Origin of the sequence: Mesorhizobium mediterraneum (assembly GCF_002284565.1) — a bacterium.
Lineage (GTDB): Bacteria > Pseudomonadota > Alphaproteobacteria > Rhizobiales > Rhizobiaceae > Mesorhizobium > Mesorhizobium mediterraneum.
The window spans coordinates 1-13150 of record NZ_NPKI01000028.1 but is presented as its reverse complement, the minus strand read 5'-3'; the positions used below and the strand labels follow the sequence as shown (position 1 = coordinate 13150).

At 58.9% G+C, this 13150-nt stretch carries 13 protein-coding genes and 1 pseudogene; 5 read left to right on the top strand and 9 right to left on the bottom strand.

What is annotated here, in order from left to right; all coding sequences use genetic code 11:
* Positions 1 to 19 precede the first annotated feature (19 nt).
* From CIT25_RS22740 to CIT25_RS22730, 3 genes and pseudogenes are all read left to right on the top strand, one after another.
* Positions 20 to 1510, top strand: a pseudogene (locus CIT25_RS22740) (arylsulfatase); the annotation flags it as partial.
* Between the two features lie 240 nt (positions 1511 to 1750).
* Complete coding sequence (locus tag CIT25_RS22735) at positions 1751 to 2668, top strand: formylglycine-generating enzyme family protein (RefSeq protein WP_095486910.1); 918 nt, start codon at positions 1751 to 1753, stop codon at positions 2666 to 2668.
* Complete coding sequence (locus CIT25_RS22730; RefSeq protein ID WP_095486769.1) at positions 2668 to 3009, top strand: DUF1622 domain-containing protein; 342 nt, start codon at positions 2668 to 2670, stop codon at positions 3007 to 3009. The genes CIT25_RS22735 and CIT25_RS22730 overlap by 1 nt, the downstream gene beginning before the upstream one ends.
* An 83-nt stretch (positions 3010 to 3092) precedes the next feature.
* Here CIT25_RS22730 and CIT25_RS22725 read toward each other — a convergent pair whose 3' ends face one another.
* Together CIT25_RS22725 and CIT25_RS22720 are read right to left on the bottom strand one after the other, a co-directional pair.
* Positions 3093 to 4274 (bottom strand): hypothetical protein, encoded by a 1182-nt coding sequence (locus CIT25_RS22725; protein WP_095486768.1) that lies wholly within the window; start codon positions 4272 to 4274, stop codon positions 3093 to 3095.
* Positions 4275 to 4508: 234 nt separating this feature from the next.
* The gene (locus tag CIT25_RS22720; protein WP_095486767.1) at positions 4509 to 6842 is read right to left on the bottom strand and encodes an arylsulfatase; all 2334 of its coding nucleotides are present in this window, start codon (positions 6840 to 6842) and stop codon (positions 4509 to 4511) included.
* A 253-nt stretch (positions 6843 to 7095) separates the two neighbouring features.
* Here CIT25_RS22720 and CIT25_RS22715 point away from each other — a divergent pair, with 253 nt between their 5' ends.
* A complete protein-coding gene (locus CIT25_RS22715) occupies positions 7096 to 7284 on the top strand; it encodes a hypothetical protein (protein ID WP_095486766.1) in 189 nt (62 codons plus the stop codon).
* Positions 7285 to 8103: 819 nt separating this feature from the next.
* On the opposite strand, the gene CIT25_RS22710 is transcribed toward CIT25_RS22715, so the two are convergent.
* A complete protein-coding gene (locus tag CIT25_RS22710; RefSeq protein WP_245329950.1) occupies positions 8104 to 8481 on the bottom strand; it encodes a YidB family protein in 378 nt (125 codons plus the stop codon).
* A gap of 314 nt (positions 8482 to 8795) precedes the next feature.
* Between CIT25_RS22710 and CIT25_RS22705 the strand changes: the two genes are divergently transcribed.
* A complete protein-coding gene (locus CIT25_RS22705) occupies positions 8796 to 9014 on the top strand; it encodes a KTSC domain-containing protein (protein ID WP_095486909.1) in 219 nt (72 codons plus the stop codon).
* Positions 9015 to 9055: 41 nt separating this feature from the next.
* Here the strand turns inward: CIT25_RS22705 and CIT25_RS22700 are convergent, their stop codons facing one another.
* From CIT25_RS22700 to CIT25_RS22680, 6 genes are all read right to left on the bottom strand, one after another.
* Complete coding sequence (locus tag CIT25_RS22700) at positions 9056 to 9934, bottom strand: hypothetical protein (protein ID WP_095486765.1); 879 nt, start codon at positions 9932 to 9934, stop codon at positions 9056 to 9058.
* The gene (locus CIT25_RS22695; protein ID WP_095486764.1) at positions 9931 to 10326 is read right to left on the bottom strand and encodes a phage holin family protein; all 396 of its coding nucleotides are present in this window, start codon (positions 10324 to 10326) and stop codon (positions 9931 to 9933) included. Before CIT25_RS22695 ends, CIT25_RS22700 begins: the two co-directional genes overlap by 4 nt.
* Entirely contained in the window at positions 10323 to 11006 is a 684-nt protein-coding gene (locus CIT25_RS22690; RefSeq protein WP_206072982.1) for a hypothetical protein, read from the bottom strand. The genes CIT25_RS22695 and CIT25_RS22690 overlap by 4 nt, the downstream gene beginning before the upstream one ends.
* Positions 11007 to 11322: 316 nt before the next feature.
* Positions 11323 to 11526: a hypothetical protein gene (locus tag CIT25_RS36430; RefSeq protein ID WP_127204572.1), complete on the bottom strand. Its 204-nt coding sequence runs from the start codon at positions 11524 to 11526 to the stop codon at positions 11323 to 11325.
* A gap of 138 nt (positions 11527 to 11664) precedes the next feature.
* A complete protein-coding gene (locus CIT25_RS22685) occupies positions 11665 to 12387 on the bottom strand; it encodes a Crp/Fnr family transcriptional regulator (protein ID WP_095486763.1) in 723 nt (240 codons plus the stop codon).
* Between the two features lie 20 nt (positions 12388 to 12407).
* Complete coding sequence (locus CIT25_RS22680) at positions 12408 to 12590, bottom strand: hypothetical protein (protein ID WP_095486762.1); 183 nt, start codon at positions 12588 to 12590, stop codon at positions 12408 to 12410.
* Positions 12591 to 13150: the final 560 nt, after the last annotated feature.

The window sequence follows — 13150 nt, the reverse complement described above, 5'->3', positions numbered from 1 at the left end:
AATACGAAAACATAGGGAGGAGACGAAAATGGCAGACAAGAAACCGAACGTTCTCATCATCTGGGGCGACGACATCGGCCAGTTCAATGTCAGCGCCTACAACCAGGGCATGATGGGCTACAAGACGCCCAACATCGACAGCATCGCCAAGGAGGGAGCGCTGTTCACCGACTGGTATGGGCAGCAGAGCTGCACCGCAGGTCGTGCGGCATTTATCACCGGGCAGTCGCCCATCCGCTCCGGCCTCACCAAGGTCGGCCTGCCGGGAGCGCCCGAGGGCATGAAGAAGGAAGATCCGACGATCGCCGGCCTGCTCAAGAACCACGGCTACATGACCGGGCAGTTCGGCAAGAACCACCTCGGCGACCGTGACGAGATGTTGCCTTCGAACCACGGTTTCGACGAGTTCTTCGGCAACCTCTACCACCTGAATGCAGAGGAAGAGCCGGAAAACCCCGACTATCCGAAGGAATCGGAGTTTCCGAATTTCAAGAAGAACTTTGGTCCGCGCGGCGTCATTCACAGCTTCGCCGACGGCCGCCTCACAGACACGGGTCCGCTGACCAAGAAACGCATGGAGACCTTCGACGAAGAGGTATCCGCCAAGGCGATCGACTTTATGGAGCGCGCCAAAAAAGCGGACAAGCCGTTCTTCCTTTGGTGGAATTCCACCAAGATGCATATCTTCACGCACCTCAAGAAGGAGGTGCAGGGAAGGACGGGGCTCGGCATCTATGCCGATGGCATGGTCGAGCACGACCGTCAGGTCGGCGAGATGCTGGCCAAGCTCAAGGAACTGGGTCTCGATGAGAACACCATTGTAATGTACTCCACCGACAACGGCTCGGAGTCCTTCTCCTGGCCCGACGGTGGCACGACGATGTTCCGGGGTGAAAAGAACACCAATTGGGAAGGCGGCTATCGGGTGCCGTGCGCCATTCGCTGGCCCGGCGTGATCGAACCCGGCACGGTCATCAACGATGTCGGTTCGCATGAGGACATGCTCACGACCATCCTGGCCGCGGCTGGCGAGCCTGACGTCAAGGAGAAACTCCTGAAAGGTCACAAGGCCATGGACCGGGACTACAAGGTCCACCTCGACGGCTACAACCTCATGCCCGCATTGAAGGGCGAGGCCAAATGGCCGCGCAAGGAGTTCATCTATTGGACCGATGACGGCAGCGTCGCCGCCCTGCGTTACGGCAACTGGAAGGCTACCTTCCTGCGGCAAGACGCGCACGGCCTGCACGTTTGGCAGGAGCCCTTCGTGGCGCTGCGTGCACCGATGTTGACCAATCTACGGATGGACCCCTTTGAACTCGCGCATCAGATCGGCATGGACTATGGCCGCTGGTTCGCCGAGCACATGTTTATGATCGCACCCGCGGGCGCCTTCGTGGGACAATGGCTGCAGAGTTTCCGCGAGTTCCCGCCGCGCCAGAAGCCAGGAAGCTTCAATCTCGACCATGTGATGGAAGCGGTGACCGCCACAGGCGGAGGCGGACACTAGCGCCGTTGGCCGGGCGGCGGGCATCCCGCCACCCGGCATTGACTGCCGAGCGATTAGGACTGACAAAAATATACTTGCGAGAACGCGATGAAGGAGTGGCTAACCGCCATGACAGAGCGCCATGGCGTTGCCTATGATCGCCTTCGGTAGCTGGGACGACACAAAAGGTGCTATGTTGTGAATGACTCTGTTGATCTGACCACGCGCGACCGACACATCGGCGTGCCGCCTTTCGAAGGCATGCTGTGGATCCCCGGTGGCACTTTTTTGATGGGCTCGGACGAGCATTACCCGGAAGAGGCGCCGGCGCACCGCGTCAAGGTGGGTGGCTTCTGGATGGATCGCCATACCGTAACCAACCGCGAGTTCGAGCGTTTCGTAGCAGAGACCAGCTATGTGACGCTGGCTGAACGTCCGGCAGATCCCGCAGACTACCCCGGAGCGATACCGGAACTCCTGGTGCCGTCGTCCTCCATGTTCAAGAAGCCGGCTCAGAAGGTCGACATACGGAACTCCTACAACTGGTGGGTATATGTAGGCGGCGCCAATTGGCGCCATCCGCGCGGCCCAGCGAGCTCCATCAAGAAGCTGGGCGACCACCCAGTGGTCCATGTTGCGTTCGAGGATGCCGAAGCCTATGCGAAATGGGCGGGCAAGGAGCTGCCGACCGAAGCCGAATGGGAGTTCGCAGCCCGCGGTGGACTCGACGGCGCCGAATATGTCTGGGGTGACGAACTGACGCCAGGCGGCAAGCATTTGGCCAATACCTGGCAAGGCGAGTTTCCCTACGAAAATCGCAACGAGGATGGCTACGAGTGGACGGCTCCGGTGGGTTCGTTCCCGGCCAACGGCTTCGGGCTCCACGATATGGCGGGCAATGTCTGGCAGTGGACTACGGATTGGTATCAGGAGCACTCGCGGATCGAGAGCCCATGCTGCACGATCGACAATCCGCGGGGCGGCCAGCGCGAAGCTAGTTTTGACCCGCACACCCCTGAGATCACGATCCCACGCAAGGTAACCAAGGGCGGCTCTTATCTATGCGCGCCCAATTACTGTCGGCGATATCGGCCTGCAGCGCGCATGTCGCAGCCGGTTGATACTTCGACCTGCCATCTCGGCTTGCGCTGCATCGTTCGTTCACGCTCGGGGGAGTGATGGAACAGGCATTTGCCGTCGTTACCGGGTATGCCGTCCTGCTTATCGATGCAATCGCCCTCATTGCAATCGTATACGGAACAATCGAGGCATTCCTCGGCGCGCTTCGAACGATGTTAGTCCCTTCGGGAGCAACCGAGGGACGCGTTGTCTGGCTGCGCTATGCACGCTGGCTGGTTGCCGGCCTGACCTTCCAACTCGCGGCCGATATTATTGAAACTTCGATTGCACCGGGCTGGGATGACATTGGACGACTGGCGGCAATTGCCGTGATCCGAACGTTCCTTAACTACTTCCTCGAGCGGGATTTGGTCGAGGTGGGGACATCTCAGCCAACCTGACAGGAGCTATTGCAAGGCAAGGAGAATCTGGATGCTGAGATGCGGAATCCGTATCCACCCTGGTCGCGATTGTCATTCTAGCTCTAGAAAAGCAGTCCCTTCAGTCCTGCCAAGATTTCCGCCATGGGTAGCGCCAGGAATACGACCGGAACGAACGGGAGCAGCAATGCGATGGCGAGCATGGCGATGCTTTTGAGGTCGATCGGGACCAAGCGCAGCGCGTAGACATTTGCGACGATCGCGTACAAATCGGTAGTCGCCGAGAAGTCTGGCTTCTCGAGCGCGGACTTATCGACAGGTCTGTCGCGCCCAAGCCATTTCTCTTCGAATGCCGCCCCGACCTGGGTGGCAAGAGCGCCGTATTCGAATGAGCCGCGCTGCAACGCCCTCATCAGCATCGGCGTAAAAAAGAATAATGGCGCGGCGAACAAGGCGCCGACCACCACCAGGAGACCGGCACTGAAGATCGTGTGGTCTCTCGGCAGCGCCCCGTCGACAAAGACAATATTCGCCGAACGGCCCGCAACGATCGCGGCAAGCGCCATCGCTAAGAGGGAAAATGCCCGCAGAGAATATCCCAGCACGGCAAGGCCCGCTGCGCCATCCGGATGGGATGCCAAGAGGCGGAGGTCGAGCCGGGCGATCCGCCACAGAAGATGCGCCCACAGAGCAAGCCTCCACGTCCAGCCAAGGAGCAAGGTCAGGAGCAAAGGAAGACTCACCAGCACGTGCCACCAGCCGGCTGGCGAGAAGGCGGGCGCGGAGCCGCCGGTCTTGTGCCAAACTGGAACCTGATCGAACGGCAGCGAAAAGGCCGCTGCAGACATGAGGAGATAGGCCAGAGCGATTACGACAATTTCTGCGGCGCGCGAATTGAGCTGCGCTCGGGTCGATGCGACGGCAGCGTCATATGTCCCACGGTCCCGATTGGTTACAAGCCCGGCGTCAGCAAAGTGCCGTACGATCGCATTGAGTCTTGGTGCGCACAGCGCTTCGGCCAAGACGAGTAGTGGTGCGGCGATCAGGTACCGCGCGTGCATACCCGCATCCCAAAGGAGCGGCGTAATTCCGCCGGTGTGCATAGTCACATTTTGAATGCCGGCTAAAACGAGAAGGGGCGCCCAGCCTACCGCACCGACGATCATCGCCCGGCGGCCAACATTCAGTTGACTACCCCTGACGAGGCCCAGACGTCGCTGGAGCCCGACAGGCGGACCATTCTCAAACAGTACTTCGTTTGCGTGCAGAGCTTCGTTCATTTGCATGCGCACATCTGCTCCCGATCCCGACAGCTCGGCTCATCAGCATCGAGATGTTCCCGGTTGGCTCTACGGCTCCAGGGGAATTAGTTCATCGATCCCAGCGAGAGTTTAAGCTGATCTGATTTCCGTTCGTCCAATTCCTGGTCCGATCGACCTTCTCCCGCGATCTCATCGGCTCGGAAGGCGCAGGGAGAGGCCGCCGGACGGTTCCTTCGGCCTCCCTTCCCGCGGTCAACGTCAGTCGACGGCGAAGGCCGCTGCCGCCAGCTTCTCCAGATCGAGGTACTGGCCCTTTTCGACAGTGACGCCGACGAACAGGATACTGCCTCCCTTGAACTCCCCCGGGGTCTTATAGTCTTCGCTGACCGCATCGCCGCTGTCCCGTCCGACGCAGAGCCCATCCCCCGACAGAGTGAACTTGCCCGGTTGGGTACGCATGTCACCCTGCGCCTCGATCTTCTCATTGACATAGAGCGTCGTCTTGCCGAGCGACTCCCCGTGCTTGCCGGCTTTGTCGCGGATGAACTCCATTCCGAGCGTGTACTTGCCCGGCTTGAGCTCGCTCTCCGACACGAACGCCTGCTCCGGCTTGATGCCGAGGAAATTGTAGACGTAGTGGAGCTTCCTGTCCTTGACGAAGAGCGCATGGCCGCCGAAGCGCGAGCCGTGGGCGAAGATGACGCCAGAACAATCCTTGTCGACGATCTCGACGTCGGCGAGGATCTTGTAGGATCGGCCACGGACGTTGACAGCGACGCCCTCTGGCACCGGCGACGTCCCGGTATAGTAGATGTAGCGCTCGCGCGGAGGCTCCTCGCTCGGTCGCTCTACGCCGAGAAGCTCGGCCGCGCTGCGGTCGTCGAGCGGAAGCACCTTGTTCTTCTCGGCCTCGTCGAACCAGGTTTCAATGAGCGCCTTGAGTTTCTCGGGATGCTTCTTTGCAAGGTTGGTCGATTCGGAGCGGTCCGCGTCGACGTGGTAGAGTTCCCATTCGTCCTTGTCGAAATGACCCTTGCCGGTCAGTGGCACGTGAAGAGCCGCGGCCTTCCAGCCGTCCTCCCACATGCCACGGGTGCCGAGCATGGCATAGTACTGACGCTTTTTCGTCGTCTTGCCGTCGGGCTTGGCGCTGAAGCTGTAGCGCATCGAGACGCCGGAGAGCGGGTACTGCTCGACTCCCCGGTAGGTCTTGGGCATCTCCAGTCCGCAAACGTCCAGGATCGTCGGCACGATGTCGGTCGAGTGGTGATACTGGTTGCGCACCTCTCCCTTGGCTTTGATACCCTTCGGCCAGGAGATCACCATCGGGCAGCAGGTGCCGCCGGCATATTCCGAGTAGCGCTTGAACATCTGGAATGGAGTTGACGTTGCTGCTGCCCAACCTGTCGGATAATGGCCATATGTGTCGGTGCTGCCCAGCACCTTGAGATACTTGAGGTTCTCCGACAACTCGTCTGGATAGCCGTTGAAGAACTTGTTTTCATTGACCGAGCCACTTGGGCTGCCTTCGCCCGAGGCGCCATTGTCGGAGCAGTAGAAGACGATCGTGTTCTCCAGCTGGCCGCTCTGCTCGAGATAGTCGATCAGCCTGCCGACCTGCGCGTCCGTGTATTCCGAGAAACCGGCATAGACTTCCATCATGCGGGCGAACAGCTTCTTCTCCTCGGCATTGAGCGAGTCCCACGGGCGCACGGCGTCGCCCGGATTGGCCACGTCCGCCGGCAGCGGGTTGATCGGCGTAAGCTTGGTGTCCTTAGGTAAAAGGCCCTTCGCAATCATGCGCGGCAGCACCCATTCCCGATAGGCCTCGTAGCCTTCGTCGAACTTGCCCTTGTATTTGTCGATGTACTCCTCGGGCGCATGGTGCGGCGCGTGGTTGGCGCCGGGGCAGAGCCACATGAACCACGGCTTCGACGGGTTCGAGGCCTTCTGGTCGCGGATCATATGCAATGCGTGGTCGACCAGATCCTTGGACAGGTGATAGCCGTCTTCGGGTCCATAGGGTTGGTCGATGAACTTGTTGTCCTCGATGAGGTCAGGGTACCACTGGTTGGTTTCGCCGCCGATGAAGCCGTAGTAGCGGTCGAAGCCCTTCTGCAACGGCCATTCGGAGCGGCTCGCGCCGGAGGCGATATCCTGCTCAGGCACGTTGTGGTTCTTGCCCAGCCAATAGGTGCTCCAGCCGGCATCCTGAAGGACCTGGCCGATCGTCGCGCATTCCGCCGGGAGGCGGCCGCTCCACCCTGGAAAGCCCTGCGCTCCTTCCGTGATGCAAGAGCATCCGTTGAGGTGGTGGTTGCGCCCAGTTAGGAATGTCGAGCGGGTCGGCGAGCAGAGCGCCGTCGTGTGCCACTGCGAATACATCAGGCCGTTGTCGGCAAGCTTCTGGAGCGTCGGCATGTTGATGCCGCCTCCAAAGGGCGACCAAGCCGCGAGACCGGTGTCGTCGTAGAGGACGATTAGAACATTCGGGGATCCTTCCGGCGCCCTGGGCAGCGTGAATGGCCCCCAATCCGGTTTGGAATCACGAACATCGAGCTTGATGACGCCGTTGAATGGTTTCTTGGTCATGATCTTCTCCCGTTGTCAGTCGGTTGTAATCCCGCCCAGATCTTTGCCTCCGCGTCAGAGCGCTCGGAGCAGCACCGCGAAGAATGCGAAGAGCCCGTCGACGAGGCCGCGGCAATGCCGCGCGCCAGCGCTTGTCGTACGAACGTGAGGTTACCGCGTGGACGGCAGTGGGGGAATGTAAGTTACGTGGTTGGCTGGGTAAGACAGCTATGTCGATCAAAGATCGCCGGCTCGGTGCGATCCGATCGACCACGTGATTGCCGGTGATTTTTCCGGCGAAGCAGGAAGCAAGATCGAGGCTGAACGCGAGCCTGCCCAGCCGCGCAAAAATGCGCTCGATCTGGTGAAGAACAGCCGAGAGGGTTCGATGAGGATAGCTGCTTCGACGGACGTCGAGTTCTTGCTCGGCTTGCTGAAAAAGCAGGGTTCACATCGAGACTGACTTTCGAATTCTCCAATACAGTAAGTTACCTTCCGCGCAGAGAGGCTATGTCTCGACATGACCTGAGAGCGACAAGTCGGAAGGTGACGAGGATGAGAACTCCGACGCATTCGATCTCGGTCCCGACGCGAGGAGGGAAGCACTTCGTGAAGGAAGCCCTGCACGCACACGAAGCACTGTTTGAGAATGGTCCGCCTGTCGGACTCCAGTGGCGTCTCGGCTCCGCCGAGCTATCCCAGATAATCACTTTGAGCCGGTAGCCGGAGCAAAAAGTATGGGCGCCGGCGAGAAAGACCGCAAGGATGAGTGGGTCCATCGTTGGCCGGAGTTAGGAACTAAGCTCAATCGAACCGAAAATAGTAGTAAAGCCAGGCACATAGCTATATTTCTGGCGGAGGGAGAGGACCTGAAATCCAACCTTCTCCACTGGCGATTGCCGCAATCCTCAACAGGGCGGACTGAGGGAAACCGTCTCGGTCAAAGCCGCATTAAACCACGTTCGGCAGTCTGCCCCTGATTTGACCGCATGCGACGACCATCTAATCGAGGCGATCGTTGAAGTCGCTGCTGCCCTGGGCCTGTTCGTGGCTTTCGATAGTCGCGAGTAGCCGGTCATCAAAGCCGTCGCTCGGTGAACGCTTGGTCGACCATCGCACCTGCAAGTGCGGCGGGCTCATTTGTTTCCGTGTGGAACACTGGCACCGGGCAGGACGTTCTCGTCCTGCAGCAATATTTCTGTGGTCATAGAAATGCTGCGAGATCGGATTGTCCCCTCCGATCAGCCCGCGACCTCTCCCGGAGGCGCGGGCGTTTTTCGCGCTAGGTGCGACTAGCTCCTGGTATCTCGTCGAGGAGAGTTGGACTGTTGCTCACAGGCATCTGGCCGTCGGGAGTAAGCTTGTCCACCGCGTCGGGCAGTTCTATTGTGAGCCGATCGAGAAGTTCCTCGCGGGACAATCCCGTTTGCTCCGCGAGATCGCTCAACGTTTGCGGGTCGATCTCTTTCTCAACCTGGTCGCGCTGAACGGGGCGATTTGATCCTTTGCCGACCCAAGAATCAACCTGATCGCCCGCACCCGCATTCCTGAGACGGTCCAGTATATCGCCGAGGCCGCCGGGGGAGCCAGCGCTTTTGGGATCTGTCGAGTTCCTACCGGCGATTAACTCGCCGATTTTGTCCCTATTCTTGTAGGCCAAGCAAGGCTATGGCGACTTTTCCTATGTCAAGGCTCATTTCGCATCTCCTTCCATGAAGAAGGGACAAGGCATGCGGCTTTGAAAGGTTCCACTGTATTGCTACTGGGCTGGTTTACCGTTCGGTGAGCCGAGCGATTGCGGCTTCGCGGTCGGCTTCTGGCGGGACTCCAGCACGCGCGCCCCGCGCAGACTGATGGACGATCCGTGATGCCAATCGTCTCGATCGGTTCGCGCGCTTGAGCTTGCGCCAATCCTCCCAACGAGGAACTCGACGGGTTCTCCGATCGTTGAATGCCTTTGATCGAGCCGCCGTCATGCCGTCCACCTCGATACGCAAAACGGAATACGATCCGGAGCGCAAAGTCCTTTCGGTGTGGTTCGTGGCCAGCGGTAAATGCTACCAATTTGAGGAAGTGCCGCCGGATACCTTCGCCGCGTTCAAAGCCGCCTTTGCCAAGGGCCGCTATTTCAACGACCACATCCGCAATCACTTCCGGTATCGTGTGGTTGCGACCGGCGATGATGCCGGATGACGTCCTATGGACCACGCCCGTCATTCAGGCTGGTGGCGACGCTATGAGGTGGTAGAAGACTCGTCCGACGACCCCGGCAAACGATCGCGAATGGCTTCCTCGGTTCGCTTTGCGGTCGATTCCAGAACTTTGCCGACCTTGCCTGCTAGCGTTTCGGCATCTCCACCCGAGCCTTGCCGGTCGGCCTCTTCCTTGACCGTTTCGTAGGCCTCGGCGGCAACTTGCTTTGCTTGCTCCAGGCCCGTTTCGAGAACCTCCTCCGCACTGTCGCGAATTTTGTCGCGGTAGGCGCCAAGTTGCTCGTCCTCTGTGGCTGTGTGGGGCAGCATCACCCCGATAGCAGTGCCCAGCGCAAGGCCGACTGCGGCGATAGCCAGCGGTTCGCGCTCGAAGAGGTCCTGTGCCGATTGGCGCGTCCGAGCCGCTATCTCGCTGGCGCTTGAGCCGAGCTGGCCGGCGGTTGTTGTCATCCTCTCCTTGGCACCCGTCACAGCATTTGTTGCAGCTTCGGCCGCGCCGCTTGCAGCTGATGTAACCGAACCGGCGGTATCGGAGATCATCGCCCCGATTCCGGACCCTTCGTTGCCCTGGCTGAATTCATCGCCGCGCAGGTCGGAGAAAGCGTCAGGAGCCGTTCCTGTCCGATAAGCGGCGGCAGCTGAACTAGACGCTGACGTGCCGTTGCCGAGCATCAGCCAGGCCAGGCCGGCTCCAATCAACGTCAGCGGCAACGGGTTGTCCCTGACTTGCGACTTGAGGTTGCCAAGCATGGCGGATCCTTCGCCGGCGAACATTCCGGTAAATTCGTCGATCAATTGACCCGGTGTCATCTTGCTGCGGATCGAATCGGCGGTGTCTGCTACTTTCGCCCGGGCGATGTCGGCATCGCGTTCAAGCTCGGCTGCGGATTTGTCGCTCATCTGATTTGATCCTTGATCACGCGCGCGTCGCGCTTGAGTTGGTCTTGTGTGCGATCGGGCGTCAGCTCGGAAGGAGCCATGCTTTTCGTGCCAGAGCGCAAGAGAATGATTCCCAGTATCGCGACGACGATCCCGACCAGCAGCGAGGACCATCCCGCTCCCAAGCCGGCACTCGCCAGGGCGATTACGAGTGCTTGCAAAAGCACTATCAAGGCCGCGAGAAGGCATATCGCGCCGCCCAGAACCTCGGCGGCGCCTGCGCCGGCCTTGCTAATTTTTTCCGAAATTTCGGCCCGCAACAGCCTACTTTCGGTTTGAAGCAGGGTTGTGACCTGCTGTGCCAGATCGCTGACGAGGGTTGCGAGGCCGCGACTTTCCTGATTGTTGGTCATGGGTTCTGCTCCAGGCTTGCGCCAGCCCAGTCGTCGCCGGCCAAGTCGTCGCCGGCCAAGTCATCGCCGGCCCTGTCGTCTCTTGGCTGGTTGAAACGGGGCGGCGTCGCTTCAGATGCGTCTGCCGACCGCGTTCCGTTCTCATCCGAGTTCGAAACCGTTTCTGAACCCCCGCCTGTTTGCGATCGTGTCTGTGTTTCGGTCGGGGCAGTGGGCGGCGAGCTCTTGATAAACCGTCCCAGCGCCAAGCCTGCCAATACTGAACCGGCGATCAGCGCCCCTGAGTTTTCGCGGCCGAACGACCGCATCTCGCCAAGAACATCTTCGAATGGTTTGTCCTTCAACGAGGATGAAAGGCGTTCAAGTCCGCCGGCGGCATCAAGGGTGAGCTTCGAAGCGGTCCGTTGATCATTATTGGCCAGATGCTCGCTTGCCGCTCGCAACGCTCCGCTAAAAGCTTTTAGGTTGGAGCTGATATCGCGCTGTGTTCCCTCGGCCTTGTTGAATAATTCCTGCTTCGCTTCCGAAGCGTAATCGCCCGCCTTCCTGGTGAGTTCATCGCGAGCGTCATGTAGCGCCTCTGTCGCGGTCTGCGTTTCCTGCTGGAACCGTTCGGACAGTTCGCTTTTGGCTGTTTCGAAATCGGCCGGCTTACGGCCCTGATCGTCTTCGCGCTGCATGGTATCTCCTAATGGAATCCGAGGAAGGAGAGGATCGCAAGCACGACAACGACAAGGCCGATGAGATAAATGACACTGTTCATGGTGGCAATCTCCTCCACTGCCTAACGAACTTGCCTGCGGCAAACAGGTTCCATCACTTCAAGCTAAATTAGCAACATCGCACTAACCGGTGAGCTTGGTGAACTTTCTTTGGGAAGTTCGCACACGCGGTGTGCCAAGACGCGGACCCAGGCGGCCGTGCGGACATTGGTCCGCGCCTCTGCGCATGTGCTTCAAGCGCTTATGGTCAGGCTAGTATAATGAAGCACCACGCCTAGCTCGCATTAAGATCAAAGCGCACCGGAAGGTTGTAGTCTATTGCACGGTCAGCAATCATGTTCGCTAGGTCGGAATCAGAGATCGAACATGCCGGAACAATCTGTTTGAGCGCCTTAACGGCGAGCCCCGTCGATATGAAACTATGGCGCCGCCTCCGAATATTTACATACTGTTCGATGAGGTTTTCGAGGTCACGCATGTGCAATCCTTCTTGGTCGTCATCTGTGCCTATTGAACCAAGCAGTAATCGATCCGGAGCGAGGGCTCATTCACATTGTTTAATTGGCAAGAAATCTTGATGCCGCATTGGCGCGCTGGCGCGTCCCGGCCGAGGCGGTCACCGCGGTTCATGAAAGAGATTTAGGTAGGTCGCATCAAAGTCGGCCAGCAACGCCAATCGCTGGAAATCCAGGATAACAATCCTCCTGTCTTTCCAGCTAAGCAGGTCGTTCGCTCGAAGTTCCTGTAGCGTCCGATTCACGTGAACTGCTGATAACCCAAGCACGTCGCCCAATTCCGCTTGCGTCAGTGGAATCGCGAACGTCTGGTCAGAGGCCAATCCAACTATTTCTAAGCGGACATACAACTCGCAAATTACATGTGCGAGATGCTGTTTGGCGGAGCGACGCCCGAGGCAGGTTATCCAAGTTCGTTGGATCGAGGCATCGATAGTGGTTGAAAGCCAGAGCATCCGGGTGAGATGTGGACTTTCACCCATTGCTGCGAGCAGGTCTTTGTGTCGAATGAAAACTACATCGCACGAGCCCAGGGCGCTCACGCTGTGATCCATCACTTTTAGCAGTAAACTATGCAGATCGACAAAGTCTCCCGGCACGTGAATTGCCGTTATTTGACGCTTATCCCGAATAGCCTGGTTTCGAACTGCGAAACCATTCGCGACAAGACAGCTTTCGGCCGGGCGGGAACCCTCCCTAACGACCTCCTCATCGGGTCTGAAAGTTACCGGCCGGACCGGAAGAGCCTCAATAAGCGCGATCTCGTCTGGCGGCAGGGTGTCGCGGCGGTCGAGCATGCGAACCAAGAGGTCTTTGCCGAACATCGCGGCCCCTTTTGACTAGATCAGGAATTGAGTTCCAGCGACTCGTGCCTCGGCTGGTCGTGCCAGATGACCTGCCGCAGGTCCCGAGCATCTACAACTTTGCCGCCCGTCGAACCCAGATAGAAATGATCGCTCTCATGCTCGACCTCTTCGCTATGTAGCTTGCCTGTAATGGGCGGCCCTAGTTGTGAAAGGTTGGTCATTGTTCGAGAATCGTTCTTTTTTTGAGTCACGGCGTTCCGAGCCTCCCAGCCTCCCGACACAGGGTCTCGCGACCATTACCGTGCTTGCCAAAAGGTCACGGATCCTGCGGTATTGAGAGGCCGAACTTAGTGGCGAAATAGCAGAACTCATATTTTTCGTCACCCGCGACGCGCGGTTTCCGCCCCAGAACCTCTATTGCACTTGTCCTCGGCCATTTTGATTTCCTCCCTGGCTGGCCTTCAGATCAAGCGCAACGCGGATCAGCAACATTTGTTGCCGCCTTCCATTAGAATCACGTTATGTTCCGTCTAGCTAATATATACCGCCGACCCAGACTCGATCAGGTGGGCAAACCTGTGAGTGCCGCGCCGGCCGGCTCAAGTTCATTCCGCCGATGCCTACCTGGTAGCCAAGCCGCCCCAAGGTGACGACTGGATTCACGAGGCCAAGTTCGACAGCTACCGCTCGCAGATCGTTATGAGCCGCAAGTTTTGAGTTGCGTCTGCACGAGTAATTGCCTGGGGTGAGTTCGGGTAATTAGCCATGTGCAGGGTCCGCG

Coding starts and splice junctions, on each gene's coding strand:
- CIT25_RS36430 (WP_127204572.1), bottom strand. CDS start 11,526: ATGCGTGACCTCGAAAACCTCATCGAACAGTATGTAAATATTCGGAGG.
- CIT25_RS22695 (WP_095486764.1), bottom strand. CDS start 10,326: ATGACCAACAATCAGGAAAGTCGCGGCCTCGCAACCCTCGTCAGCGAT.
- CIT25_RS22685 (WP_095486763.1), bottom strand. CDS start 12,387: ATGTTCGGCAAAGACCTCTTGGTTCGCATGCTCGACCGCCGCGACACC.
- CIT25_RS22705 (WP_095486909.1), top strand. CDS start 8,796: ATGCCGTCCACCTCGATACGCAAAACGGAATACGATCCGGAGCGCAAA.
- CIT25_RS22690 (WP_206072982.1), bottom strand. CDS start 11,006: ATGCAGCGCGAAGACGATCAGGGCCGTAAGCCGGCCGATTTCGAAACA.
- CIT25_RS22680 (WP_095486762.1), bottom strand. CDS start 12,590: ATGACCAACCTTTCACAACTAGGGCCGCCCATTACAGGCAAGCTACAT.
- CIT25_RS22720 (WP_095486767.1), bottom strand. CDS start 6,842: ATGACCAAGAAACCATTCAACGGCGTCATCAAGCTCGATGTTCGTGAT.
- CIT25_RS22730 (WP_095486769.1), top strand. CDS start 2,668: ATGGAACAGGCATTTGCCGTCGTTACCGGGTATGCCGTCCTGCTTATC.
- CIT25_RS22735 (WP_095486910.1), top strand. CDS start 1,751: ATGCTGTGGATCCCCGGTGGCACTTTTTTGATGGGCTCGGACGAGCAT.
- CIT25_RS22725 (WP_095486768.1), bottom strand. CDS start 4,274: ATGCAAATGAACGAAGCTCTGCACGCAAACGAAGTACTGTTTGAGAAT.
- CIT25_RS22700 (WP_095486765.1), bottom strand. CDS start 9,934: ATGAGCGACAAATCCGCAGCCGAGCTTGAACGCGATGCCGACATCGCC.